At 50.8% G+C, this 23,774-nt stretch carries 17 protein-coding genes; 14 read left to right on the top strand and 3 right to left on the bottom strand.

Annotation, left to right across the window (positions count from 1 at the left end; genetic code table 11):
• The 7 genes from K0B01_07570 to tyrS all read left to right on the top strand — a co-directional run bounded on the left by K0B01_07570 (position 1) and on the right by tyrS (position 6,388).
• Complete coding sequence (locus K0B01_07570) at positions 1-750, top strand: NTP transferase domain-containing protein (GenBank protein MBW6485987.1); 750 nt, start codon at positions 1-3, stop codon at positions 748-750.
• Between the two features lie 11 nt (positions 751-761).
• Positions 762-1,733: a tRNA dihydrouridine synthase DusB gene (gene dusB, locus K0B01_07565; GenBank protein ID MBW6485986.1), complete on the top strand. Its 972-nt coding sequence runs from the start codon at positions 762-764 to the stop codon at positions 1,731-1,733.
• Positions 1,734-1,873: 140 nt separating this feature from the next.
• The gene (gene zapB, locus K0B01_07560) at positions 1,874-2,101 is read left to right on the top strand and encodes a cell division protein ZapB (protein ID MBW6485985.1); all 228 of its coding nucleotides are present in this window, start codon (positions 1,874-1,876) and stop codon (positions 2,099-2,101) included.
• A gap of 36 nt (positions 2,102-2,137) precedes the next feature.
• Positions 2,138-2,416 (top strand): cell division protein ZapA, encoded by a 279-nt coding sequence (locus tag K0B01_07555; GenBank protein MBW6485984.1) that lies wholly within the window; start codon positions 2,138-2,140, stop codon positions 2,414-2,416.
• A 295-nt stretch (positions 2,417-2,711) separates the two neighbouring features.
• Positions 2,712-4,262, top strand: a complete 1,551-nt coding sequence (gene rny, locus K0B01_07550; GenBank protein ID MBW6485983.1) for a ribonuclease Y — start codon at positions 2,712-2,714, stop codon at positions 4,260-4,262.
• 8 nt (positions 4,263-4,270) lie between these two features.
• Positions 4,271-5,053, top strand: coding sequence for a TIGR00282 family metallophosphoesterase (locus K0B01_07545; GenBank protein ID MBW6485982.1), 783 nt, complete (start codon positions 4,271-4,273; stop codon positions 5,051-5,053).
• Positions 5,054-5,089: 36 nt separating this feature from the next.
• Positions 5,090-6,388, top strand: a complete 1,299-nt coding sequence (tyrS, locus tag K0B01_07540; protein ID MBW6485981.1) for a tyrosine--tRNA ligase — start codon at positions 5,090-5,092, stop codon at positions 6,386-6,388.
• Between the two features lie 132 nt (positions 6,389-6,520).
• Here tyrS and K0B01_07535 read toward each other — a convergent pair whose 3' ends face one another.
• On the bottom strand, positions 6,521-7,465 hold the full coding sequence (locus tag K0B01_07535) for a carbohydrate kinase family protein (protein ID MBW6485980.1): 945 nt from the start codon (positions 7,463-7,465) through the stop codon (positions 6,521-6,523).
• A 43-nt stretch (positions 7,466-7,508) separates the two neighbouring features.
• Entirely contained in the window at positions 7,509-8,168 is a 660-nt protein-coding gene (locus K0B01_07530) for a PilZ domain-containing protein (GenBank protein MBW6485979.1), read from the bottom strand.
• A 252-nt stretch (positions 8,169-8,420) separates the two neighbouring features.
• Between K0B01_07530 and K0B01_07525 the strand changes: the two genes are divergently transcribed.
• Entirely contained in the window at positions 8,421-8,969 is a 549-nt protein-coding gene (locus K0B01_07525; GenBank protein MBW6485978.1) for a pyridoxamine 5'-phosphate oxidase family protein, read from the top strand.
• Between the two features lie 159 nt (positions 8,970-9,128).
• Here the strand turns inward: K0B01_07525 and K0B01_07520 are convergent, their stop codons facing one another.
• A complete protein-coding gene (locus K0B01_07520) occupies positions 9,129-10,418 on the bottom strand; it encodes an IS701 family transposase (GenBank protein ID MBW6485977.1) in 1,290 nt (429 codons plus the stop codon).
• A 758-nt stretch (positions 10,419-11,176) separates the two neighbouring features.
• On the opposite strand from K0B01_07520, the gene K0B01_07515 reads away from it, so the two are divergent.
• The 6 genes from K0B01_07515 to K0B01_07490 all read left to right on the top strand — a co-directional run bounded on the left by K0B01_07515 (position 11,177) and on the right by K0B01_07490 (position 23,772).
• Positions 11,177-12,940 (top strand): sigma 54-interacting transcriptional regulator, encoded by a 1,764-nt coding sequence (locus K0B01_07515; protein MBW6485976.1) that lies wholly within the window; start codon positions 11,177-11,179, stop codon positions 12,938-12,940.
• 463 nt (positions 12,941-13,403) lie between these two features.
• Positions 13,404-14,711: a 4-aminobutyrate--2-oxoglutarate transaminase gene (gabT, locus tag K0B01_07510; GenBank protein ID MBW6485975.1), complete on the top strand. Its 1,308-nt coding sequence runs from the start codon at positions 13,404-13,406 to the stop codon at positions 14,709-14,711.
• Positions 14,712-14,749: 38 nt separating this feature from the next.
• The gene (locus K0B01_07505; protein ID MBW6485974.1) at positions 14,750-17,611 is read left to right on the top strand and encodes an NAD-glutamate dehydrogenase; all 2,862 of its coding nucleotides are present in this window, start codon (positions 14,750-14,752) and stop codon (positions 17,609-17,611) included.
• Positions 17,612-17,644: 33 nt separating this feature from the next.
• On the top strand, positions 17,645-18,115 hold the full coding sequence (locus K0B01_07500; protein ID MBW6485973.1) for a pyridoxamine 5'-phosphate oxidase family protein: 471 nt from the start codon (positions 17,645-17,647) through the stop codon (positions 18,113-18,115).
• A gap of 112 nt (positions 18,116-18,227) precedes the next feature.
• On the top strand, positions 18,228-20,006 hold the full coding sequence (locus tag K0B01_07495; GenBank protein MBW6485972.1) for an aldehyde ferredoxin oxidoreductase family protein: 1,779 nt from the start codon (positions 18,228-18,230) through the stop codon (positions 20,004-20,006).
• 427 nt (positions 20,007-20,433) lie between these two features.
• Positions 20,434-23,772, top strand: a complete 3,339-nt coding sequence (locus tag K0B01_07490; protein ID MBW6485971.1) for an ATP-dependent helicase — start codon at positions 20,434-20,436, stop codon at positions 23,770-23,772.
• The last annotated feature ends 2 nt before the right edge of the window (positions 23,773-23,774 follow it).

The following is a 23,774-nucleotide window of genomic DNA, read 5'->3' as shown; positions in this document are numbered from 1 at the left end:
ATGAGCGACAAAGGAACGGGATTTTCGACCATTATTCTCGCGGCCGGCAAGGGTACGCGGATGAAAGCGGAGATTGCCAAGGTATTGCACCCCCTCGGCGGCGTTCCGCTGCTTTCCTGGCCGATCAAGGCGGCGCGGGAAGCCGGCTCCAGTCGAATCGTTGTGGTGATAGGCCATCAGGCGGAGCGGATTCGTGCGCTGTTTCAGGAGTCGGATTTGCTTTTCGTGGAACAACGGGAGCTCCTGGGAACAGGACATGCCGTGCTTCAGGCCCGGGAGGCGTTTCAGGGGCAAAGTGCAGAGGTTGTCATCCTGTGCGGCGATGTCCCGCTCATCAGGCCTTCCACCATCAGGGCCCTTTACGAGAAGCGCAGAGGCGACCGGGCAGTGGTCACAGTGCTCACGACGGTTGTTGCTGAGCCGACCGGCTATGGCCGGGTGATAAAAACGGGTGATGGCCAGGTGGCCAGAATCGTTGAGGAGAAGGACGCGACCGCCGAGGAAAAGCTCGTCCGTGAGATAAACACAGGCATCTACTGCGTCGAGAGTCCCTTCCTTTTTACCGCCGTGGCCAGCCTCGGCGACAAAAACGCGCAACGGGAGTATTACCTCACCGATATAATTGAAATTGCCTGCAAAAATGGCCTGTTGGCCACATCTTTGCTGGTTTCTGATCCGGCGGAAGTCGCAGGGATCAACACCCCGGAGGACCTGCAGCAGGCGGCTCTCGTCCTTGCCAATCTCCCCTGACGGCACAGCTATTGAAAATCGGACATTTACAACTGAAAAGCAATGTTTTTCTGGCCCCGCTGGCGGGGATCACGGATCTGCCTTTCCGCACCATTGTGCGTTCGTTCGGCTGCGACCTCGCCTATACCGAGATGATAAGCGCGGTCGGACTGGTCAGGCAAACGGGCAAGACACTGCGGTATCTCGCTTCCAGCCCCCTTGACCGTCCACTCGGGGTGCAGCTTTTCGGAAATGACCCGGAGGTCATCGCCGAAGCGGCAAGAATCGCCGAACAGCACGGGGCCGATTTAATAGATTTTAATATGGGATGTCCGGTAAAAAAGGTGACCAAAGCCGGCGCCGGCTCAGCGCTGATGAAGGAGCCCCAACTCGCAGCGGCGATTATGCAGGCGGTGAGAAAGGCGACGGTCCTGCCCTTTACGGTAAAAATTCGTTCCGGATGGAGCGGCCGGCAGGTAAACGCCCTGGAGATCGGCAAAATCGCCGAGGATGCCGGGTGCGAGGCCGTTACCCTCCACCCCCGCACCGCCGACCAGGGTTACAGCGGTCACGCGGACTGGGATTTGATTGCAGCCTTGAAAGGGCACATCGGGATTCCCGTTATCGGCAGCGGGGATATCCGCAAACCCCGGGATGCCGCAAGGATGTTTCAGGAAACGGGATGCGACGGCGCCATGATCGGCAGGGGAGCTTTGGGAAACCCCTGGGTTATTGCCGAGACCTTGGCTTTTCTCGCAGGAAATACGTTTTCGGCGCCCACCCCTGCAGAAAGAGAGGAGATAATTATCCGCCATCTGGCTCTGGTCTCTGATTTCTATGGAGAACAGACCGGAGTCCGAGACTTTCGCAAGCACCTGCTGTGGTACACAAAAGGACTTGCAGGGGGCGCCCGGTTTCGGGAGGCGGCCGGGAAGATAAATAACCGGGAAGCGGCAATAACGGCCCTGCACAACTACTTTTTGGCGATTGAAAGCGACAAATGAGTCAAGCGCCTGCCGATAATTCCTGTAAATAATTCCTTGACTTTCCGATGGCATCCCGGCATAATCGCGCCGAATTTTGCCGTGTCGGAGTTTTTTCCGGCATGATAATAATATTAACTGAAAAGGAGATTTTAAGAGCCGTGGAATTTCAGAAATTTTCCGAGCTGGAAAGCAAGATAAGCGGTCTGTTGGGTGATTATGCCCTGCTGAAGAAGAGAAATCTCGAGTTGGAGGAAGAACTTCAAAATAAAACCAGTGAGTTGGAAGAGGCTAATTCGAAATTGGAGGGGTTAAAGGAAGACAAGGATGCCGTGCGCTCAAAGGTGGATTCGCTCCTTGACTTGCTTCAGGAAATAAAGGCGCCCTGACAACAAAGTCCATGTTCATAATTTGTTGAGAGGTTTATGGTGAACAAGCGCTTTGAATTTAATATCCTGGGGCAGCAACTGTCGGTAGTAAGCGATTCGGGGGATGAGCATGTAGCCAATGTTATACGGTATGTCGGCAGCAAGGTTGAAGAAGTGCAGAAATCAGCCGGTAGCAATACCCTTACTGTCGCCATTCTGGCCGCTTTGAATATTGCGGATGAGTATTTGCAGATTGCTGAAAAAAATGAGCATATTTACGAAAATTTGGAGAGTAAAGCCGAACAGTTGATACGTTCGATAAATGAAACAAGATAAGCGGGCAATCCCCTGAGATGTAAGTTATCAATATTATTTCTTTTTAGATGAGGAGTTACGGTCGGTCGCTCTTTAATGGCTGTATGCAAATCTGCCTTTTCGGAAATGATTGATATCATACGTCGCCTTTCCAAATAGTTCCAGACAACTGCCGATTACGACACAGGACTTTTTTTCATAAGCACCCCGCCAACGGCGCCTCTTGCATCCCTATCAATGCCAGACAGTTTTCCTCTGTCCAGTCTTTACGTTTGGACGCAAAAACAAGGAGGTGACAACTTTGTTATATACAACAATCTTTATACTGTCCCTGCTGGCGGCCCTTACCGCAGGCGGGATAATCGGCTTTGCCCTGCGGCAAAAACTCGCGAAAAAGAAACTGGAATCCTCCGAAAGTCTCTCGGCGAGAATCCTCAACGAGGCAAGAAAAGAAGCGGAGACAATCAAAAAGGACGCCATCCTGCAGGCAAAGGAAAACCTGCTCAAGGTCAAAACCGACTTCGATAAAGACGCAAAAGAAAGAAAGGAAGAGCTGGAATCACTGGAACGCCGGCTCCGGTCGAAGGAAGAGAACCTCGAACGGCGTTCCGATACTTTCGCCCAGAAGGAAAGCGCGTTGGAAAACAGGGAGCGCCTGAGTCTGCAGAAAGAGGCGCAGATTAACGAAAAAAATGAAAAGATTGAGCGCCTGTTGCAGGAGCAGCGGGTAAAGCTGGAGCAGGTCGCCGGCCTTACCGCGGAGGAGGCAAAAAATGTCCTCGTCCAGTCTATGGAAGCCGAGGCGAGGCGCGAAGCGGCGCTGATGATTAGAAAGATAGACGAGGAGGCCCGGCGCACCGCGGATAAAGCGGCCAGGGAAGTAATCGCCTACGCAATCCAGCGCTATTCGAATGATTATGTTGCGGAAAATACCGTTTCCGTTGTCAATTTGCCGAATGACGAGATGAAGGGGCGCATCATTGGTCGCGAAGGCCGGAATATCCGGGCCATTGAAGCGGCAACCGGGATAGATCTGATTGTTGACGATACCCCGGAGGCGGTCGTTCTGTCCAGTTTTGACCCAGTCCGGCGGGAAGTGGCGCGTCTTTCGCTGGAGCGCCTGATAACGGATGGGCGCATTCATCCCGGGCGGATAGAGGAAATTGTCAAAAAGGTCCGGTCGGAGGTGGACGCGATCATCAAGGAGACTGGAGAGCGGGTCTGCTTCGATGTCGGCGTGCACGATCTGCATCCGGAACTGGTGGCGATGATCGGCAGTCTCAAATATCGGACGAGTTATTCGCAGAATGTTCTCGAACACTCGATAGAAGTGGCTCACCTGACCGGCATGATGGCGGCCGAGCTCAAGATGAACGTGAAGGAGGCCAAACGGGCAGGTCTGCTGCACGATATCGGCAAGGCGATTGACCATAAAGTGGAGGGTTCCCATCCCGCAATCGGCGCCGATTACGCGAAGCGTTTCGGCGAGCCGGCGCGGATTGTCCAGGCAATCGCCGCCCACCATGAAGATCCGATGATCAATACCCCGCTCGGTGTCCTGATTCAGGCCGCGGACAGCCTGTCGGCGGCGCGGCCCGGGGCGCGCCGGGAGATGCTGGAAAACTACGTCAAGCGTCTCGAAGAGCTCGAAAGCATTGCCAATTCCTTCAGCGGCGTGGACAAATGCTTTGCAATTCAAGCGGGCCGGGAGATCCGCATCATGGTCGAAAACGAGAAGATTTCCGACAGCGATGCGGTCATGCTCTGCAAGGACATCGTCAAACGAATCGAAGCGGAATTGACGTATCCCGGCCAGATCAAGGTGACCGTCATCCGGGAAACGCGCGTTTCCGAACTCGCGCGATAGAGGCTTTCATGAAGATACTTTTTATAGGCGATATTGTTGGGAAACCCGGGAGACTCGCCGTCCGCGAACTGCTTCCCGAGATCATCGAGCAGCGTGGGATCGATTTTGTTATTGCCAATTGCGAAAACGCCGCTGCCGGGTTCGGCGTGACGGCTGATATCGTGAAGGAACTCTACAACGCCAATATCGACGTTCTGACCTCCGGAAACCATATCTGGGACAAAAAAGAAGTGCTGGGTTTCATCGATAATTACGAAACCCTGCTGCGCCCGGCCAACTATCCCGAGGGGGCGCCCGGCCGGGGGAGCGTCCTGGCTTATACCGAAGGCGGGGTTCCCATCGGGGTCATCAATCTTCAGGGTCGCATCTTCATGAACCCGCTCGACTGCCCGTTTCGCACCGCTGACCGGGAAATCGAAAAGCTGCAGAAGGCGCAGATCATTATTGTCGATATGCATGCGGAGGCTTCCTCGGAAAAGATCGCCCTGAGCTGGTATCTGGATTCCCGGGTAAGCGCCGTTTTCGGTACGCACACCCATGTGCAGACGGCTGACGAGCGCATTTTGCCCGGAGGAACCGCCTGCATCACCGACGCCGGCATGACCGGCCCCCTCGATTCGATCATCGGCATGCAAAAGGATGCGATCGTGCAGAGATTTTTACTACAGATCCCCAACAAGTTCGATGTCGCCAAAAACGACGTGCGCCTGCAGGGGGTGATTGTGGAAGTATCGCCGGCGGGCAGGGCACTGGAGATAGAGCGCCTGAGCGTGCCTTTCCGGATGCGCTGATTGCCCCTGCTGGGGCAGTCAAGCTATTAGAAAGTCATGAGGAAAAGAGTTTTGAGAAGCGTTTACGACATATTCCGAGAACGGGGTTTTATCGAACAGATCACCGACGAAGCGGAAATAGCGGAGCTCCTTCGGGAGAAATCCATAACCTGTTATATCGGCTTTGATCCGACGGCGGCTTCGCTGCATATCGGTTCGCTCGTCCCGATCATGGCCCTGGCCCACATGCAACGACAAGGTCACCGCCCCATCGCGCTTGTAGGAGGCGGCACCGCGCTGATCGGCGATCCGTCGGGGAAAACCGAGATGCGCAAGATCCTCTCCCGGGAACAGATCAACGCCAATGCGGAGGGCATTAAAAAACAGCTCTCCCGCTATCTGGATTTCAGTGAAGGCAAGGCGCTGCTGCTCAATAACGCCGACTGGTTGACGCCGCTCAACTATATAGAATTTTTGAGAGATATCGGACGGCACTTCAGTGTCAACCGGATGCTCGCCGCCGAGAGCTACCGGATGCGTCTGGAAAAGGGGTTGAATTTCATTGAATTCAACTACATGCTTCTCCAGTCTTACGACTTTCTGCATCTCTTCAAAAACTGGGATTGCCTGATGCAGATGGGGGGAAACGATCAGTGGGGCAATATGGTTGCCGGCATTGACCTTATCCGCCGGATGGAAGAAAAAAAGGCCTACAGCCTCACCTTCCCGCTGATCACCACCTCCCAGGGGCACAAGATGGGAAAAACGGAGAAGGGGACCGTCTGGTTAGATGCTGCTCTTACCTCCCCTTACGAATATTACCAGTTCTGGATCAACACGGAAGATGCCGATGTGGCGCGTTTTCTTTCCCTCTTCACCTTCCTGCCGAGGGAAGAAATTGACGCGGTGCAAGGGCTGGCCGATGCCCGCCTGAACATGGCCAAGACGGTGCTGGCCTTCGAGGCAACAAGGATCACCCATGGCGAGGAGGCAGCGACCGCCGCCTGGAAGGCATCCGCCGGCGCCTTCGGCTTAAAGCCGGTAGAAGCAGGGTTATTCCCCGCAAGCTCCATACCGCGCACAGCCGCAGGACTGGATACCGACGCGATTACGTCATTTCCAAAAAGCCGGGCTGAGCTGGAGGCGGGCATTCCCGCTTTCGAACTTTTTCAGGAAGCAGGCTTGTGTTCCTCGCGCGGAGAGGCCAGACGCCTGCTCTCGCAGGGGGGCGGTTATGTAGGCGACCGGCAGATCAAGGCCTTTGATGAAAAGATTTCCCTGGCCGACGCCGACGCGCAGGGTGAAATAAGGCTGCGCAAGGGAAAGAAGCATTACGTTATCGTGAACGCTGCTTAAAGCCCCCAAGCGCGGGGCGGCGCGACGAAAGCTGAAAACGTAGAGGTAATTGCAAAACTCCGTGTCATGCCCGAAAGCGGAGCTTAATGTTCACAAAGCGGAGCTTAATGTTCACAAAGCGGAGCTTAATGTTCATAAAATGGAGGGACGCGCTCCGTCGCGTCCGGTCAGCCTTTCGGTAAATTCATCAGGCTTAAAACTGTATTCCTGAGTGCCGTAACACTCCACCGCGAACGACGCGCAGACGCTTCCCATTTTCGCGCTCTGTTCAAGTTCCAGTCCCCGGACAAGCCCGCTGATCAGCCCTCCCCGGTAGGAGTCGCCGGCCCCGGTCGGGTCGGTAACCCTTCTCGTCTTTGCCGGAGCAATGCTTATATCGCCCTCCTTGGTGGATATCCGTGAACCTGCTTCTCCCAACGTGGTTATGATCGCGCCGGCCAGTTCCAGCAGGTCTTTTTGCTTCATCCCTGTTTTATTGACGATAAGCTCCAGTTCGTAGTCGTTGACGATCAGTATTTTACAGCCCGAGATCGCCCGGAGCAGTTCGTTTGCATCCCAGACAGGCAGCGATTGCCCGGGATCAAATATGTAACTGATTCCCTTTTGCTTGCAGGCGGTTGGGTAATTGATCATATCATCCATATTGCCGGGAGAGACGATAACAATGGTCTCTTCCGCCTTCATGCCCTCAAAATTCATGCCGGCGGGATGCTGCATGGCGCCAGGGTTGAACCCGGTAATCTGATTGTCGGCAAGGTCGGTCGTGATATAGGCCCCGGCGGTGAATTCCTCTTCGATGATTTTTATGGCCTCCGTTGATATCCCGTTCCGGGCAAGCCAAGCGAAGTAGCGCGCATAGTCCTGACCGATCGTCGCCGAGATGATCGGCTTTTCACCCATCAATCCCAGGGAGTAGGCAATATTTCCCGCGGTGCCGCCATACTTTTCCTTCATCCCGTTTACCTGAAAGCAGACGTTCAGAACGTGTATCTTGTCAGGCAGTATATGGTCGGAAAAATGTCCGGGAAAAGACATGATGCGGTCATAGGCAAGCGATCCGGAAACAATTATGTTCATAGCTGATCCTTTCTTGTGCGCTGTGGAGCGTTATTGGCGAAGACTAAGGAAGTTTTCCTTCATTTAACAGTTTCCGCTGAATTTCTATTATTTTCTTCATTAGATGCCGTTCATACTCCCTGCTGCTGCCGACAAATTTTACACAAACATGGCGCAGGCTGCGGTCATGAGGCAGGGGCGTCGTTATCCGCAAAACATTTGCCTTCAGCCGTAAAGAATCGCTATCTATAATCATGGTCATTTCAACATCTTCATTGATCCCCGGTAAATCATCGCCCCGATAGCTGAACCGAAATCCGCCGGAGGAAACATCGATGATGCCGAGTTTTCTGCCTTCCATTTCAATGGCGAAATTGCTGTCGGCGGGGGAATGGACGCGAAAATCCATTCGCAGGTTGCATATTTCCGGGTTGGTTGTACGTTCAAGACCGACGGCCATAACCTCGGTGGAAGCCAGCTTGTAATTGGGGATAAAATCGGTTACCCTGGCCTGCGAACCATAACGAAAGGGGGTTCCCCCTTGCTTGAGAATAAAGGTTAGCGTTATTTCCCGGTTTAAATTATATTTGGTAAGCGGAGGGGCGGTTTGGGCAATAATGATCCGGCGGTCTATTACGTCATAGGCGATGGACTTCATGTGTCTGTCCTGCTCCACCACATCGATGGGCATCCCTGGTCTGATTGCCGTCCTGCTTTTTTCCATACTATCTTCTCTTATCGCCTGTTGCCAAAGTTGCTGCTGCAAGTTTTTTACAAATGGCTAATGAAAAAATAATTGACCATTTGCGCGCCGGGTATATAGAAAGAACGGACGCCGTCCGTCAAGGAAATTTTTCTTTTTCGGAGGAGCAGGCGGGTAGATGGGAAGCAAGCATGACATTGCCGAACGGGGGAAATATAGACATGGATTGCCGGAACCAGGCGTAAATTACCAAGCTGCAACTGGAGAGAACCAATGAGAAGAGCGGACAAGGAAATAACAGAGCGGCAGCTGATTGATTCCATTATCCACCAATCCCTCGCCTGCCGGATAGCCCTGTGCGACGGCAAGATGCCCTATGTCATCCCCATGTCATTTGGCTATGACGGGAAAAACATCTACCTGCACAGTGCCAAAGAAGGAAGAAAAATCGAGATACTCAAGGGCAATCCCCTTGTTTGCTTTGAGTTTGAAACGGACTGCGAGGTTATCCCCACTCCCCGGGCCTGTTCGTTCACCATGCGCTACAAAAGCGTGATCGGCTACGGAACTGCTTGTTTTATCGATGATATTGAAGAGAGAAGCGCGGCGCTCCGGACAATCATCAGTCAATATACGGACAAAATCGTTGTCTTGAGTGAGAATGATCTGGCAAAAATAACAATTATAAGGATTGATTGCGTGAGCGGTTTTCTGACATCCTCAAGGAAGCCCTATTCAAGAATGATATCAAGAGCGGTAATTGCAAAACGTCTGTCATCCCCGAATTCTTTTATCGGGGATCTGATTTTTCGAGGCTTTTAACCCTACAACGATACATAATGTTCAGCTTCCAACGCAGCAAGTTTTCGTTTCCGATGAGAGAGATAAGCCCGATGGTTCTTCATCTGTATCCATGAGACAAGGTTAATGAGATCAATAAGATCCAACTTTTTCATGGGCAAGACTGCGCTGATGAGCAGCCTAAGCTGCGACAGCGTAATAGCTGGTGCTTTTTTTCCCCCACCGGATTCTCATGTGCCAGAGGAAAAAATGAGCCAGCATGCAGGTCAACATATGGTGTCGCCACCCGGGAAACTTCCTCACCTCGTAGTGATCCATCCCGAGATCGGATTTGGCCTCCTCAAAGCACTGCTCGATGGCCCAGCGAACTCCCGAGAGCCAGACGAAGTTATTCAAGTGGGCGGATCTGTTTGCGTTCGAGATGAAGTAGGAATAAACGGCACCTTCTCCAAGAGTCCTGCGAACGATAAGCCAAACCGTCCGGTAGGGCTGCGCGTCTTTACAAAGAACAATCCGGCGCTTCATAAACTCATAGGACACTGGCCCCTTCGTCCCTTCGGAAACCGTCCTGCGATACCAGAAGTAGTCGTTCGTCCCCTTGGCGATCTTATCAAAAGTGATAGGCTTCTTCTCAGTTTCAACAAGGATCCGTTTCGTCCTCTTCTCCCCGCCATACCGGTAGGACTTCTCCATCGTGGCCGGGTTTTGCAGCCAGCAGAGGGTGTCATGGGGAAGGGCGACAAGGAACGACACTCCAGGAATCTTTTCTACCGCCTCCAGAAACTCCGGGCTGTTCCCGTAAATCGAATCCGCTACCACATATCGGAAAGGAATCACCCCCTCGCCAACAATCTTCTCGAGCATCTCCACAGCCAACTGTGGTTTCGTCTTGAAAGAAATCTCGGCAGGAAGTCTGCACTTCTCCCGGCGCTCGGCGTAATCCGAGCCGAACCACTTCTCCGGAATGAACAGTCGGTTGTCCAGGAAACCGTAGCCGTGGCGCGAAGCATAAGCCGCATAGACCCCTACCTGGCAGTTCTCCACTTTTCCGACATTGCCGCAGTACTGCCGGGAAACTCCGACGGAATCATTCCCCTTCTTCACAAAGCCCGATTCGTCGATAATCAGCACCCCCTCGGCATCGCCAAGATCATCGAACACCAGACCGTGGTATCTGGAAAGAATCCGCTCCTCCTCCCAGACGATATCGCTAACAAAGTGCTGCATGGCCCGAACCTTGGCGCTCTCCACGTTCAGGGCGATCGGCTCGATGGATTTTCTCTCCAGTTGGCTCATCTGGCCTGCCATGTACTGATAAAAGTTTTCCCGCGGTTCCTCACGGGAAAAACAATCGGCAAAATGGGCGTGAAATCCCTTGAAGTCCTCCATAAAAAGGGTAATATCCTCTTTGTCAATAAACAGTTTCGGGATGGGAAAGCTACCATTCTCAACACGATTTTCCGGTATCATGGCCTACCTCCTGTCCTTGTTTTTTTAAACAAGTAACAGAGTCAGACCCATTTGTCAAGCATTTATTTCATTATGTATCGTTGTAGGGCTGATAAGGTCGGTGAACTTCTTCATGGCATTGTCCTTCATGGTTTACGGATGTCTGGTCAGGCTAACCCTGCACCCGTTTCCTTCTTTAATAAAAAGAGCTGCCGCCGGCATTCCGGGGAAACGATCTTTACCCCGCGGACGGAGTCTGTTCCCACGCAAGAGATGCGAAATTTTTCCGGCGTGCATGGGTATTCAAAATATTATGATTTGTCAATAGAGATTGTGCATCACGCCCGTCCGGTTAATTGTTGAATGATTTAACCGGTTGGATGGACATGGTTCCGGTTATTGCTTGCAGGCATCTTTTTCCAGCGGGAGGATATCCCGGACATTGACATCGTGTACGTTGCCGGCAGTCAGGCTGATAAACGACGGAATACTCCCCGCAGAGCGAGGAAGGCGTGCATCTTGATGGCGGCTGGCGTGTGCGTATAACTGCTTTTTCTTTCGACAGGCAGCCAATTTTATTTTTTACAGACAGCCTTGTGTTTTTCTTCTTTTCGTGTTTACTCTCACTGTCAAGCTTCCGTGTTTTGTAAGACACCCCCTTGGGAATTTTTACACAACAGGAACCAGACTGAAATTTTCAATTTAAAACTATGTCCATTGCCAGTAATGATGGCGGCCCGATTTATGGAAAATTTTCTCATCAAGGACAGAAGGGGAAAATGGAAAAACCGATTTTTTTAGACTATAGCCTGTTGCTGGATTCAATTTATAACGGCATTATCGCGATCAATGCCGAAGGCATTATCGCATATTTTAATAAAACAGCAGAACGGATATTCAAAACACCTGCTCGTGATGCTTTGGGTCAATACATACTTGATATTCTGCCAAATACGGGCGGGAAAATCCTCGAATCCCTGAAAACAGGGAAGCCCTTCCACGGAGAAAAACTCAAAGGCAAAGAGGTAAACCTCATTTCCAATATCAACCCGCTCATGAAAAACGGAGCGATTACCGGCGTCGTCAGCGTTTTTCATGACATCTCCGACATTGAAACTATTTCCAAAGAACTGGATATGTTCAAGAATATGAAAAGCTGGCTGGATACTATCATCAATTCGTCCTATGATGGCCTCTGGATATGTGATCACGAAGGCAACGCGCTTATGCTCAACAAGGCGTCGGAACGGATTAACGGGGTGGAGGCTGCGAATATTATCGGGAAAAACATGAGGGAACTGGTACGTGCAGGCCTGTTCGACAAGTCAGTGACGTTAGAAGTTCTCCAGAAAAAGGCCCCCGTAACGATGATTCAACGGGCTCATGGAGATAAAAAAATCCTGGTTACCGGCAACCCAATTTTCAATGACAAGGGAGACATTGTTTTTGTTGTAACAAACGACCGGGACATAACCGAGCTGGATAATCTGAGAAGCCAGCTCCAGGAAGCGCAGGCGCTGGCGAAAGGCTACATCTCAAGGCTTTCCAATCTTCAACAGGAAGCGGCCGACCTCGCGAACATTATTTTCCGCAGTGCAGAAATGCAGAGAATCATTGAAATGGCGATGCGGGTGGCCCAAGTTGACTCAACTGTTTTGCTTCTTGGAGAATCAGGGGTAGGAAAAGGCATCATCGCTACCTTAATCCACAAGCAATCGGATCGGAGCAAGTGCCCGTTCATTCGCGTTGATCTTACGGGCATTCCAGATTCTCTGATTGAATCGGAATTGTTTGGATACGAAAAAGGGGCCTTTACCGGGGCAAAGGCGGAAGGGAAACTTGGATTATTCGAACTTGCCAACAAAGGAACCCTCTTTCTGGACGAAATCGGGGAAATTCCGTTTGCCTCCCAATCAACGCTTTTACGATTTTTGGAGGATCACAAAATAACTAACGTCGGGGGAACAGAATCAAAGGAAATTGATGTGCGGATTATTGCGGCAACAAACAGGCAGATCGAAGAAATGGTAGCCTCTAAAAATTTCAGGGCAGACCTGTATTACAGGCTAAACGTCGTTCCCATCCATATCCCCTCGCTAAAGGAAAGGACGGATGATATTTTACCCATAGCTTTTCATTATCTGAGAAAATTCAACAAAGCCTACAAGAGAAAAAAGATCCTCTCTCCCGGAGCAATCGATGCTCTTTGCAACTATGGTTTCCCGGGGAATATCCGCGAACTGGCCAACCTAATTGAACGTTTAGTTGTTTCAACCGACAATGACTACGTTGAGTTGCGGGAGTTGCCTGGCTATCTTACCGAAAAGTACCCCCCCCCAACAGTACCCGCCTCATTGTTATTCGAAGGCCTCCCCCTCAAGGAAGCTCTGGAAAAATGTGAATGTGAGATTATCCAACGGACAATTAAACAATACGGTTCTCAGCGGGAAGCCGCACGAATACTGAAGATAGATCAGGCAACAGTTTCCAGAAAAAGTAAAAAATATTCGAAGTTGCGCCCTGATGCGCTATTGCATAAATAGATGTCATCCTGCATGCATTTATATCGTATATATTTCAATATCTTAAAAATAAAAAGACAAACATAAAATGTTTTTGATGTATAAACGCATATATCCTTAGTGCCTTCACTTATTTTTGCTCCTCCAATCAAGTCTGCGAATAAAGGGCCTCGATGAAATTTTTGAAAGATGCTCGCGAGTTAATCAAATATATCCCGCGAGAAACCGGGGTATTCTTTCCACTAAAACCATTCATCAAATTTTGGCATATAAAATGCTTTTCAGTAGCGTTTAACATCATCGAAAATGGACGTCTCTCGTTCCCCGTGGATGCCTTGTCCCGGAGATATTTGAGGTCATTCAGAAATCGGACATAGAGGAATACCTGAGAATTTTCAAGACTGTGCCTGCTTTCACTGGGGAACAAGAACTGTTTCTTCGGAGCATAAAGGCAAGAACGGAAGATTAAGGAGGAAACAACGAGATGAAAGCCACGAACAAATCAATCGATAAATTGAGAAACACCGTTATGGCAAAGGGTTTTTCCAGCGCCAAACCAGCATACATTGCATCGGCAAAAGGGGCCCTGCTCTACGACGTGGAAGGCAACGAGTACATCGATTTCGGCGGCGGCATCGGCGTGATGAACGTCGGTCACTCCCATCCGCAGGTAATCAAGGCCATCCAGGAACAGGCCGAAAAGTTTACCCACACCTGCTTCATGGTAACGCCTTATGAGACCGCCGTGAAGCTGGCGGAAAGACTCTGTAAACTCGCCCCGGGCAAATCCCCCAAGCGCGCCTACTTCGCCAACAGCGGCGTTGAGGCGGTCGAAAACGCGGTGAAGATCGCCCGCTACTACACCAAAAAGCAGGGGATCGTCGTTTTGGATCACGCCTTCCACGGCAGAACCCTGCTCGGCATGACCATGACCAGCAAGGCAAATCCCTACAAGTTAGGGTTCGGGCCATTCGCGCCTGAAGTTTACCACATCCCGAATGGTTACTGCTACCGTTGCCCTCTCGGTATTACCTATCCCAAGTGCAACTGTGCGTGCGCGGACTCCCTGCAGGACTTTTTCGGCAAGATCGCACCCGAAATGATCGCCGCCGTCGTTGTCGAACCTGTTCAGGGCGAGGGCGGATTCATCACCCCGCCCAAAGAATATTTCCCGAAGCTTGCCAAAATATGCAAAGATAACAGCATTCTCTTCATCGCCGACGAGATACAGTCCGGAATGGCCAGGACTGGCGGTAAAATGTGGGCCATTGAGCATTGGGGCGTAGAACCTGATATGATAACCGTAGCCAAGAGCCTGACAGCCGGCATGCCACTTTCCGCCGTGGTGGGAAAACAGGAAATCATGGACTCCGTACATAAAGGAGGCATCGGCAGCACCTTTGGAGGCAACCCGGTGAGCTGCGCAGCGGCGCTGGCGGTACTGGACATCTATGAGGAAGAAAAAATCATTGACAAAAGCGAGAAACTCGGCAAGAAACTCAGTAAATATCTGGATGAACTCAAGAGCAAACACGATGTGATCGGAGAGGTGCGGGGGATCGGTTCCATGCTTGCACTGGAACTGGTAAAGAGCCGCAAAACGAAAGAGCCGGCTCCGGAAGAAACGGCCGCGGTCGTAAAATACGCCTTCGAAAAGAGGCTAAATATTCTCTCTTGCGGCCAGTACGGCAACGTGATACGCATCCTGATGCCTCTTGTAATCACCGATGAGCAACTGTCGAAGGGGATCGGCATTCTCGACGAGGCCTTTGCCTCGCTTGATAAAAAGTAATTTAAACATAGAGCCATCTGGAGCTCCGGGGAAAAGTCATGAGCAGTCTGAACGATATCGCCGCGCGGAGCATTCTTTCTCTGGATAAGCTTGTTCGTATTGAAGAATATATCGTCAATACCGGCTATATGAATCCGGAAAAGGCGCGCCGCGAAATGGAGTGGTTCATCATTGATCTCGGCCTCGACGAGTATTATTTCCGCACGACCTCTGAAACCGACATAGCCCGGCAACTGATTTCCCTGAGCGCCTCGGAGTTCATCGCCCGGCACGGCGGCGGCTCAGGGGCGCAGCTCATCAGCGAGCGTGAGGATCAGGCCGTCTATATCGTGGATGATGTAAACCAAAAGACACTGGAAATCGAGGAACGGATCGAAAAGAATTATCCGGCCTTTCACCTGGAAAGCTACATCACACGGAAGACTGCACGTAATAGTCCTTTCCGTTTCTATGTTCTGACAAAACCCGCCTTCACTGCTGAAAATAAGAAGGGGGCGGTTTTATCCTTTGAAGGTGCGGCCGATGTTGCCTTTTTCTCCCGCGCCGTCCCGGAGACCGTGACCCGTTACCGCGAGTTTTGGGAGAGAATGAACACCATGGAGGTGCCGCATATCTCGGTTTCCTTAAAACCGGAGACTGACGAGACGCGGATCATGATCGGCGTGAAAGGCAGTCAACAGCGCCGGTTGCTAACGACCTTCGCGCATCTGGTGGTAAGCTGCGGGCTCACGATCAGACGCAAATATGTGGAACCATTCGCCGATGAGAAGAAGATCGCCAGTTTCTATTTTTCCAGATTGCCCGACAATGTCGTCGGAGACCTGACCCGCAGCATCAACGTCTCTCTGATGCTGCCGGATGATCCGGTAACTGCCCTGTTCCACGACGGCCTCATTTCTGCGCAAACGACGATGTACGCAATCTCGGCCGCCGCGTTTACTCACCATTTCCTTTCCCTGCTGACAGAGGAATACCAGATTCTTCTGCGGGCTTTGAAAGACCAGCCCGAGGCTCGCGGAATCGCATATAACATGAAGATGCACCTGATCAAGGATACCTATTCTACCACGCGCATCTCAGATACTATCGCAAAACATCTGAAAGTCGTGGAGATGCTCTTCAACCACTTCGAACTTCGTTTCAAAGGAGGGAATCAAGAGCTGTGCGTAGAAACGGAAAAACACATACGCCGGACGCTTGAACGGGAGGTTCTTTACGGAAAGGAACGAGCCATCCTCAATTACTTTCTCATGTTCAATAATTCGATACAGAAGACAAATTTCTATAATAAAGAAAAGGCATGCATGGCGTACCGTCTGGATCCGGGAATCGTCGATCCTGTCGATTTTCCGGAAAAAATTTTCGGACTCTTTTTACTCATCGGACATGATTTTCATGGTTTCCATGTGCGTTTCCGGGACATCGCCAGGGGCGGCATCCGCATCGTCAAATCGCCTTCCATTGACCTGTACGCCCACAACATCGACACGATATTCACGGAAAATTACAATCTGGCCCTTACCCAGCAGCGAAAGAACAAGGATATACCCGAAGGAGGAGCAAAGGGGACAATTCTGCTTAACCGCAACAGTCAGGAGTTTGCCGAGCGGGCTTTCAAGGATTACATCGACGGTCTGCTCGATTTGCTCATAGAAACCGACGAAAAGGGAAACACACAGGTGCGGGAGATTCTTTTTTTCGGTCCCGATGAGGGAAGCGCCGGATTCATGGATTGGGCCGCCCTCCATGCCCGATCGCGCGGGTACCCCTTCTGGAAGGCGTTCAGCACCGGGAAAACGCCGGAGCTGGGCGGGATTCCCCATGACCTGTTCGGAATGACCACAAACGGAATTCATGAATACGTCCTCGGAGTCCTGAAAAAACACGGACTGAGGGAAGAGGACGTCGTCAAGATACAGACAGGCGGACCGGATGGTGATCTGGGCAGCAACGAGATACTCATCTCTAAGGACCAGACTATTGCAATCGTCGACGGAAGCGGCGTTCTCTACGATTCCCGGGGGCTAAACCGGGAAGAACTCATCCGCCTTGCACAAAAACGGGTCATGGTCGAGAAGTTCGACCGGGAAAAACTTTCCAGAGAAGGCTTCTTCATTTCCGTAAACGACCGAGACGTCTCCTTGCCAGACGGAGAGCTGGTAAAAAACGGAGAGGAGTTCCGCAATAATTTTCATCTGGGGAAATACGCCGTCGCCGATCTGTTCGTGCCTTGCGGGGGACGGCCGGGCGCAATCAACATTGGCAACTGGAAATCCCTGCTTGACGACCGGGGACGGCCCAAATTCAGATTCATCGTGGAGGGCGCCAACCTCTTCATTACGGAAGACGCCCGACTCAGACTTGAAGAGCAGGGCATTGTCGTGATCAAGGATGCATCCACGAACAAGGGCGGTGTAACATCCTCTTCGTTCGAGGTTTTCGTATCGCTTGCCATGAGCGACGAGGAGTACAACAAGTATCTGCGTGTGCAAAAAGACAAGATTTCGCCGTTCCGTCAAGCCTACGTGGAATGGATCATTCAGACTATCCGGACCTATGCCCGCTCCGAGTTTGAGCTGTTGTGGCAAGAACGGACGAACACCAAGTCGGCGCTTACGACGCTCTCCAACGCCATCAGCGACAAGATCAACCGGCTTGCCGACTCCATCCGGGAATCCCCCTTGGCGGACGATCCGGCAATACGGGAAAAGATCATGAGGGAGTACGCGCCCCGCATCCTGCTGGAACTGCTTGGCCTTGACACCATCCTGAAGCGGGCGCCTGTCTCTTACATAAAGGCAATTACGGCAAACAAAATGGCTACCGATTTTGTGTACGGACGCGGCCTTTACGCCAACGAGGTTGATTTCGCCGCTTATGTGGAAAGCCTGAAAAAATAAAACTTTATTAACTTGGCACATTGGAGAGACATCATGAGAAGACAGGAAAAAGAAATAACCGATAGAAATCTTATCGATTCCATAATCCGTAAATCCCTGGTTTGCCGGATAGCCCTGTATGATGGGGAAATGCCCTATATTGTCCCTCTATCCTTTGGGTACGACGGCACGAGCATATATTTACACAGCGCAACCGAGGGCAGGAAGATCGATATACTTAAGACGCATCCCCAGGTCTGCTTTGAGTTTGAAGCGGACTGCGAGGTCATCCCCGCGGAACGCGCGTGTTCGTTCACCATGCGCTACCGGAGCGTGATCGGATACGGAAGTGCACATTTCCTGGAGAACAGCGAGGAAAAGCTCGGGGCAATCCGGATCATCTTAAATCAATACACGGACAAAATCTTTACCATGACAAAACAGGATGTGGTAAACATTGCCGTCGTCAGGGTTGATATCGATCAGATCGCGGGAAAGCAGTCCCGGTTCAACCGCGACGTCTGATAAGAACAACTAAGGAAGTGCTTCCTTCTCACAACGAAGGGGGAGACGCTTCCTGAGAGAGAAACCTTTTTACCTATGAAACATTGCACAATAACTTTTACAGGAGAATCAGATGTACGGTTTTTTCAATCTCATTTTAAAAATTGATGTCGGCGAGCGTTCCTTTTCGATCCGGGAGTTATCCGACGGGGAACTGGAAGAAACCCTCGGCGGAAAAGGGCTGGGCGCAAAGTTGCTTCTGGAGGAAAACCCGCCCGGCGTCGCTCCCCTTGCCCCGGAGAATAACCTGATCATCGCCGTCGGCCCCGTCGCCGATACCCTGATTTACGGCGCCTGCCGTCACGGAATTTTTACTAAAAGTCCGCAGACAGGGCTTTATTCCGAATCATATTCCGGGGGCAAGGCGGCGGAGGTAATCAGCCGCACCGGCTACGATGCGATCGTCATCCGGGGCGCTTCTTTGGAACCGATTTTTCTCGAGATCAGCGACGAGACCGTCCGCTTTCATTCCGCGGTGGATTTGTGGGGCCTGGACACCTACGCCACGGAGGACAAGGTCCTCGAAAAGATCGGCAAAAAACGCACCGGCGGGGACTCGCAACGGGCCGCCGCTCTCGTCATCGGTCCGGCGGGGGAGAATCTGGTCCGGTTCGCGCTGATCGAAAACGATTACTGGCGCTCGGCGGGACGTACCGGCGTCGGGGCGGTGCTGGGCTCAAAAAAGATCAAGGCCCTCTGTTTTCATGGAAAGCGGAAACGCCCCATCGCCTTTCCCGACGAGGTTGCAGCCTTTGCCCGGGAGATTCTGGAGAAGGGCAAAACCGACGCCGGGGCCGCCAAATACCGGAAGCTGGGAACGCCGATGATGGTGGAGGTATTGAACAAGGCACAGGGGTTTCCGACGCAATACTGGTCAAAAGGGGTTCTCGACGGCTGGGAGGCAATCAGCGCTGAATCGCTCAACGAACGGTGCGACGTAACCCCGCGGGCCTGCGCCCGCTGTTTTATCGCCTGCGGACGGCTCAGCACGGTCAAGGTAGGCCCCCACAAGGGGTTGCAGATAGAAGGCCCGGAATATGAAACCTTGTATGCTTTCGGCGGTTTGTGTGTCATTAAAAGCATAGAGGAGATCATCTATTTGAACGACCTCTGCGACCGGCTGGGAATAGACACGATCACTGCCGGCAATCTGGCCGGTCTGACAATCGAGGCCTCGCGGCGCAACAAGATAAAAGAAAAGTTTGCTTACGGCGATACCGCCGCGATTGCCGAGTTGCTCACGCAGATCGCGTATCGTCGGGGAATAGGGGCCGTGCTGGCCGACGGGATTCGCGGCGCCGCACAAGCGTGGGGGCTGGAGGGAATCGCCATCCACGTCAAGGGAATGGAGCCGGCCGGCTACGATCCGCGGGTATTCAAGGGAATGGGGCTCGGCTACGCCACCTCCGACCGGGGCGCCTGCCACCTGCGCTCCACCTTCTACAAGGCGGAATTGGCAGGACTGATTGCCCCCGAGCAGATCGCCGGGAAGGCGGAACTCTTTATTGATTTCGAGGATCGTCTGCTTCTTGCCGATTGCCTGATCACCTGTCGTTTTTACCGGGATCTTTATTCCTGGAAGGAACTTTCCCGCATTGTGCGCATGACAACCGGATTGGGCTGGGGGAAGGAGGAAATCGGCAAATTTGCCAACCATGTCCTCTCCCTCTGCCGAGCGTTCAACCTGCGAGAGGGAATGACGCCGGATGACGATTCGCTGCCGGAGCGTTTTCATAACGAACCCCTGCCGGAAAGCGGCAACGCGATCGCCAAGGCTGACCTGAAGCGAATGATCGGGGATTACTATCGTCTGCGGGGATGGGATGAACAGGGGCGGCTGCCGGATCGTTGAATTCGGAATGAACGGCTGACTGGCTGACAGTCCCAAATAATCCTTGACGAAGGGGGATTTATCTGATTATCCTCGCCTGCATAAATATTTGATCTTTAACCCTTTATCTAATCCAGTCGGAGACCCTTTTAATGTCGTCTGACCTAACCTTTCTCACAAATGAATCCGGAAACAGTCTGCGTGAGCGGTTTTCTGACATCCTCAGGGAAGCCCTATTCAAGAATGATATCAAGAGCGGTAATTGCAAAACGTCTGTCATCCCCGAATTCTTTTATCGGGGATCTGATTTTTCGAGGTTTTTAAGTCTACATTATGAACATTAAGCTCCGCTTTCCCGCAGAAGCGTCGCGGGAATGACAGAGTTCGGAGTTTTGCAATTAGCTCATATGGAATACTTTTTTTGTGCAATGATTGGAGTAAAAATCCGATGACAAATGCCTCTATCAGAGATAATCATCAGTACGGCAATGTAGGCGATTTCTTAAAGGAAATTGTAAAAGGCAGCTCAAGCGTTTCCATTGTCTCCGCATACTTCACGATCTACGCTTATCATCATTTGCAAGCGGAGCTTGAGAAAATAGAACGGCTGCGGTTTTTATTCGGCGAGCCAACATTTATCAAATCGATAGATCCCAGTAAAAATAATCATAGAAGTTTTAAAATAGAAGATGATCAATTGATTATCCCCCTTGAACAAAGGCTGACGCAAAAATCAATTGCGGCCGCCTGTTCAAAATGGATTAAGGAAAAAGTCGATGTCCGCTCAATGGTTAAGCCCAATTTTCTGCACGGCAAAATGTACCATGTAATTCAGGAAAGCGGCATTGAGAAGGCGGTTGTCGGCAGCTCAAACTTTACCGTCAATGGTCTTGGCCTCGGTGGAAACAACAATATAGAACTGAACATGATAATCGATAGCGACCGGGACCGGCAGGAATTAAAGCAGTGGTTTGACGGCATCTGGAATGACGCAACCGGGCTTGTAGAAGATGTAAAAGATGATGTTTTAAGGTATCTTACCCAGCTTTTTGCTGAGAATGAGCCTGAATTTATTTATTTCAAAACGCTGTATCATATTTTTGAAAACTATCTCGATGACCAGGCCAAAGGAGGACTGCTTAACGAAAAAACCGGCTTCTTTGAAAGTGAGATATGGAATACCCTGTACAACTTCCAAAAAGACGGCGTTAAGGGCGCTATCAACAAGATATTAAAACTCAACGGCTGTATAATTGCCGACAGCGTCGGGCTCGGCAAGACCTATGAAGCCCTTGCTGTTATCAAATATTTTGAGCTTTTAAACAGCCGCGTTCTCGTTCTTTGCCCTAAAAAGCTTACCGGAAACTGGACCATTTATCAGGCCGGCCAAAATCATGCCCTCAATCCTTTTGTTAAAGATCGGTTTAACTACACAGTCCTCTATCATACGGACATGGGGAGAGAGATCGGGAGGTCCGATGCGAACGGCGTTGAACTCGGCAACTTCAATTGGGGCGCTTATGATCTTGTTGTCATTGATGAGTCGCACAACTTCCGAGGCAATCCTGTGGAGAGGGCAAAGGAGGACGGAACCAGTAAAATGAATCGGGCCAAATGGCTCATGGAAAAGATAATCAAGTCCGGTGTAAAAACAAGGGTGTTGATGCTGTCGGCGACGCCCGTCAATAATACGTTGCGGGATTTAAGGAACCAAATTGCCCTGATTACCGAGGGAAGGGACGACGCACTGCTTGAGACTTGCGGCATTAAAGACATTTCCCTGACCCTCAAAACGGCCCAGACAAATTTTACCAACTGGGCGGATCACAAGAGGAATCCGCACCGAAACCTTAAAGACTTGCTGGAGCGGCTCGATTCGGCTTTTTTCAAACTGCTTGATGAATTGACCATCGCGCGCAGTCGCAAGCATATAAAATCGTTCTACAAACTTGAAATGATCGGCTCATTTCCGGAAAGACTAAAACCTTCTTCAGTTTACCCGGTCATTGATTTAAAGAGCAGATTTCCCACCTACGACCGTCTGAATAAGCAAATTTTAGAATACAAATTCTCCATATTCAATCCTTCCGCTTATGTATTAGAAGAAAAAGAGCAGAAGTACGAAGAATTAGCTAAAACGGAAGTTCTGGCTTTCAAGCAGGCCGATCGTGAAAGCTTTTTGATTGGCATGATGAAGGTTAATTACCTCAAAAGGCTGGAGAGTTCGATTGAATCATTTGAGATTTCGCTGGATAGGACAATTCAAAAAATAGAAGTCCTGGAGAAAAGGATTGATTCCTTCATGAAGCAGAAAATCCCTGCTCAGGAAACAGCCCTGGAGGCGCCCGAACCGGATGAAGAGGAACTTGAAGAGAACGGAGAAGAGCACGATCAATGGCAGGTAGGGAAAAAACTCAAGTTTGATCTTGCCGATTTGAAGCTTAAAGAATGGCTTGAGGACTTAGGCCGGGATAAAGCCGCGCTTGTAGATTTGTATAATAACGCCCTTGCCGTGACGCCGGACCGGGATGCAAAACTGTTTGAATTGAAAAGAATCATTGGAGACAAAATCGCGCGCCAGACGAATAACGGAAATAATAAAGTCCTTATTTTTACCGCTTTTGCTGATACCGCTCAATATCTTCATGACAACTTATCAAGTTGGATAAAAACCGATTTGAAACTTAATTCAGCCCTGATTACGGGAACATATACGCAAACGACCTTCGGCAAAAGCGATTATGACAGCATTTTAACCAATTTCTCGCCAGTATCCAAAAACAGAGCAAAGATGAAAGCTGCGCCGCAGCAAGGGGAAATAGACATCCTGATCGCCACCGACTGCATCAGCGAAGGTCAGAACCTGCAAGACTGCGATTTTCTTATCAACTACGATATTCATTGGAATCCGGTACGCATCATCCAGCGTTTTGGCCGCATTGACCGCCTGGGAAGTATAAACGCAAAAATCCAATTGGTTAATTTCTGGCCTACAAAAGACCTCGATAGTTATATCAATCTCAAGGAACGGGTCGAAGCCCGCATGGCGTTGGTGGATATGACGGCGACCGGGGAAGACAATATTCTCAACACGGAGCAGCTTGAAGACCTAATATCTGAAGACTTGAAATATCGTAATCGCCAACTCAAGAAACTTCAGGAGGAGGTTCTCGATCTGGAAGATATGGATGAAACGGTATCGCTTACCGATTTTACACTCGATGACTTCCGCATTGAACTGCTCAGTTACATTAATGCCAATCGGCAAAAGCTGGAAAATGCGCCGTTCGGCCTCTATGCAGTCATACCTTCGCCGGCAGAGGAAGCTTCAATTGCAAGCGACAACAGAAGTTTTTCTCCGGCGGAGAGGGAAATTATCAAGCCCGGGGCTTTTTATTGCCTGAGACAAAAAGGTGTGACGGATGGAAACGAAGCGATAAATCCCCTCCAGCCATATTTTCTCGTTTACATCCGCGATGACGGCACAGTACGGTATAATTACACCAATGCCAAACAGATACTGGAAATATACAGGCTTTTATGCCAGGGACGAACGGAGCCTTACCGTGCTCTATGCGAGTTTTTCAACACCGAGACCGATAATGGGCAGCGGATGGATAAATATGCCGATCTCCTGAAAAAGGCGGTTGCGGAAATAATCATTGTGTTTAAAAAGCGTGGCGCTCAGAAATTGTTGAGCGACAGAAGCGCGCTCATCATCCCCAGATCGAAACAAATAAATGAAATTGATAACTTTGAGCTGATAACGTGGCTGGTATTGAGGTAATG

The sequence above is a fragment of the Syntrophobacterales bacterium genome, from assembly GCA_019429105.1.
Classification (GTDB): domain Bacteria; phylum Desulfobacterota; class Syntrophia; order Syntrophales; family UBA5619; genus DYTH01.
Note: the sequence above shows the minus strand (reverse complement) of the source record. Positions and strands in the feature narration are given on the sequence as shown.

Coding starts and splice junctions, on each gene's coding strand:
- K0B01_07545 (MBW6485982.1), top strand. CDS start 4,271: ATGAAGATACTTTTTATAGGCGATATTGTTGGGAAACCCGGGAGACTC.
- K0B01_07535 (MBW6485980.1), bottom strand. CDS start 7,465: ATGAACATAATTGTTTCCGGATCGCTTGCCTATGACCGCATCATGTCT.
- K0B01_07570 (MBW6485987.1), top strand. CDS start 1: ATGAGCGACAAAGGAACGGGATTTTCGACCATTATTCTCGCGGCCGGC.
- K0B01_07515 (MBW6485976.1), top strand. CDS start 11,177: ATGGAAAAACCGATTTTTTTAGACTATAGCCTGTTGCTGGATTCAATT.
- tyrS (MBW6485981.1), top strand. CDS start 5,090: ATGAGGAAAAGAGTTTTGAGAAGCGTTTACGACATATTCCGAGAACGG.
- K0B01_07555 (MBW6485984.1), top strand. CDS start 2,138: ATGGTGAACAAGCGCTTTGAATTTAATATCCTGGGGCAGCAACTGTCG.
- K0B01_07520 (MBW6485977.1), bottom strand. CDS start 10,418: ATGATACCGGAAAATCGTGTTGAGAATGGTAGCTTTCCCATCCCGAAA.
- K0B01_07505 (MBW6485974.1), top strand. CDS start 14,750: ATGAGCAGTCTGAACGATATCGCCGCGCGGAGCATTCTTTCTCTGGAT.
- K0B01_07500 (MBW6485973.1), top strand. CDS start 17,645: ATGAGAAGACAGGAAAAAGAAATAACCGATAGAAATCTTATCGATTCC.
- gabT (MBW6485975.1), top strand. CDS start 13,404: ATGAAAGCCACGAACAAATCAATCGATAAATTGAGAAACACCGTTATG.
- K0B01_07525 (MBW6485978.1), top strand. CDS start 8,421: ATGAGAAGAGCGGACAAGGAAATAACAGAGCGGCAGCTGATTGATTCC.
- K0B01_07490 (MBW6485971.1), top strand. CDS start 20,434: ATGACAAATGCCTCTATCAGAGATAATCATCAGTACGGCAATGTAGGC.
- K0B01_07495 (MBW6485972.1), top strand. CDS start 18,228: ATGTACGGTTTTTTCAATCTCATTTTAAAAATTGATGTCGGCGAGCGT.
- K0B01_07530 (MBW6485979.1), bottom strand. CDS start 8,168: ATGGAAAAAAGCAGGACGGCAATCAGACCAGGGATGCCCATCGATGTG.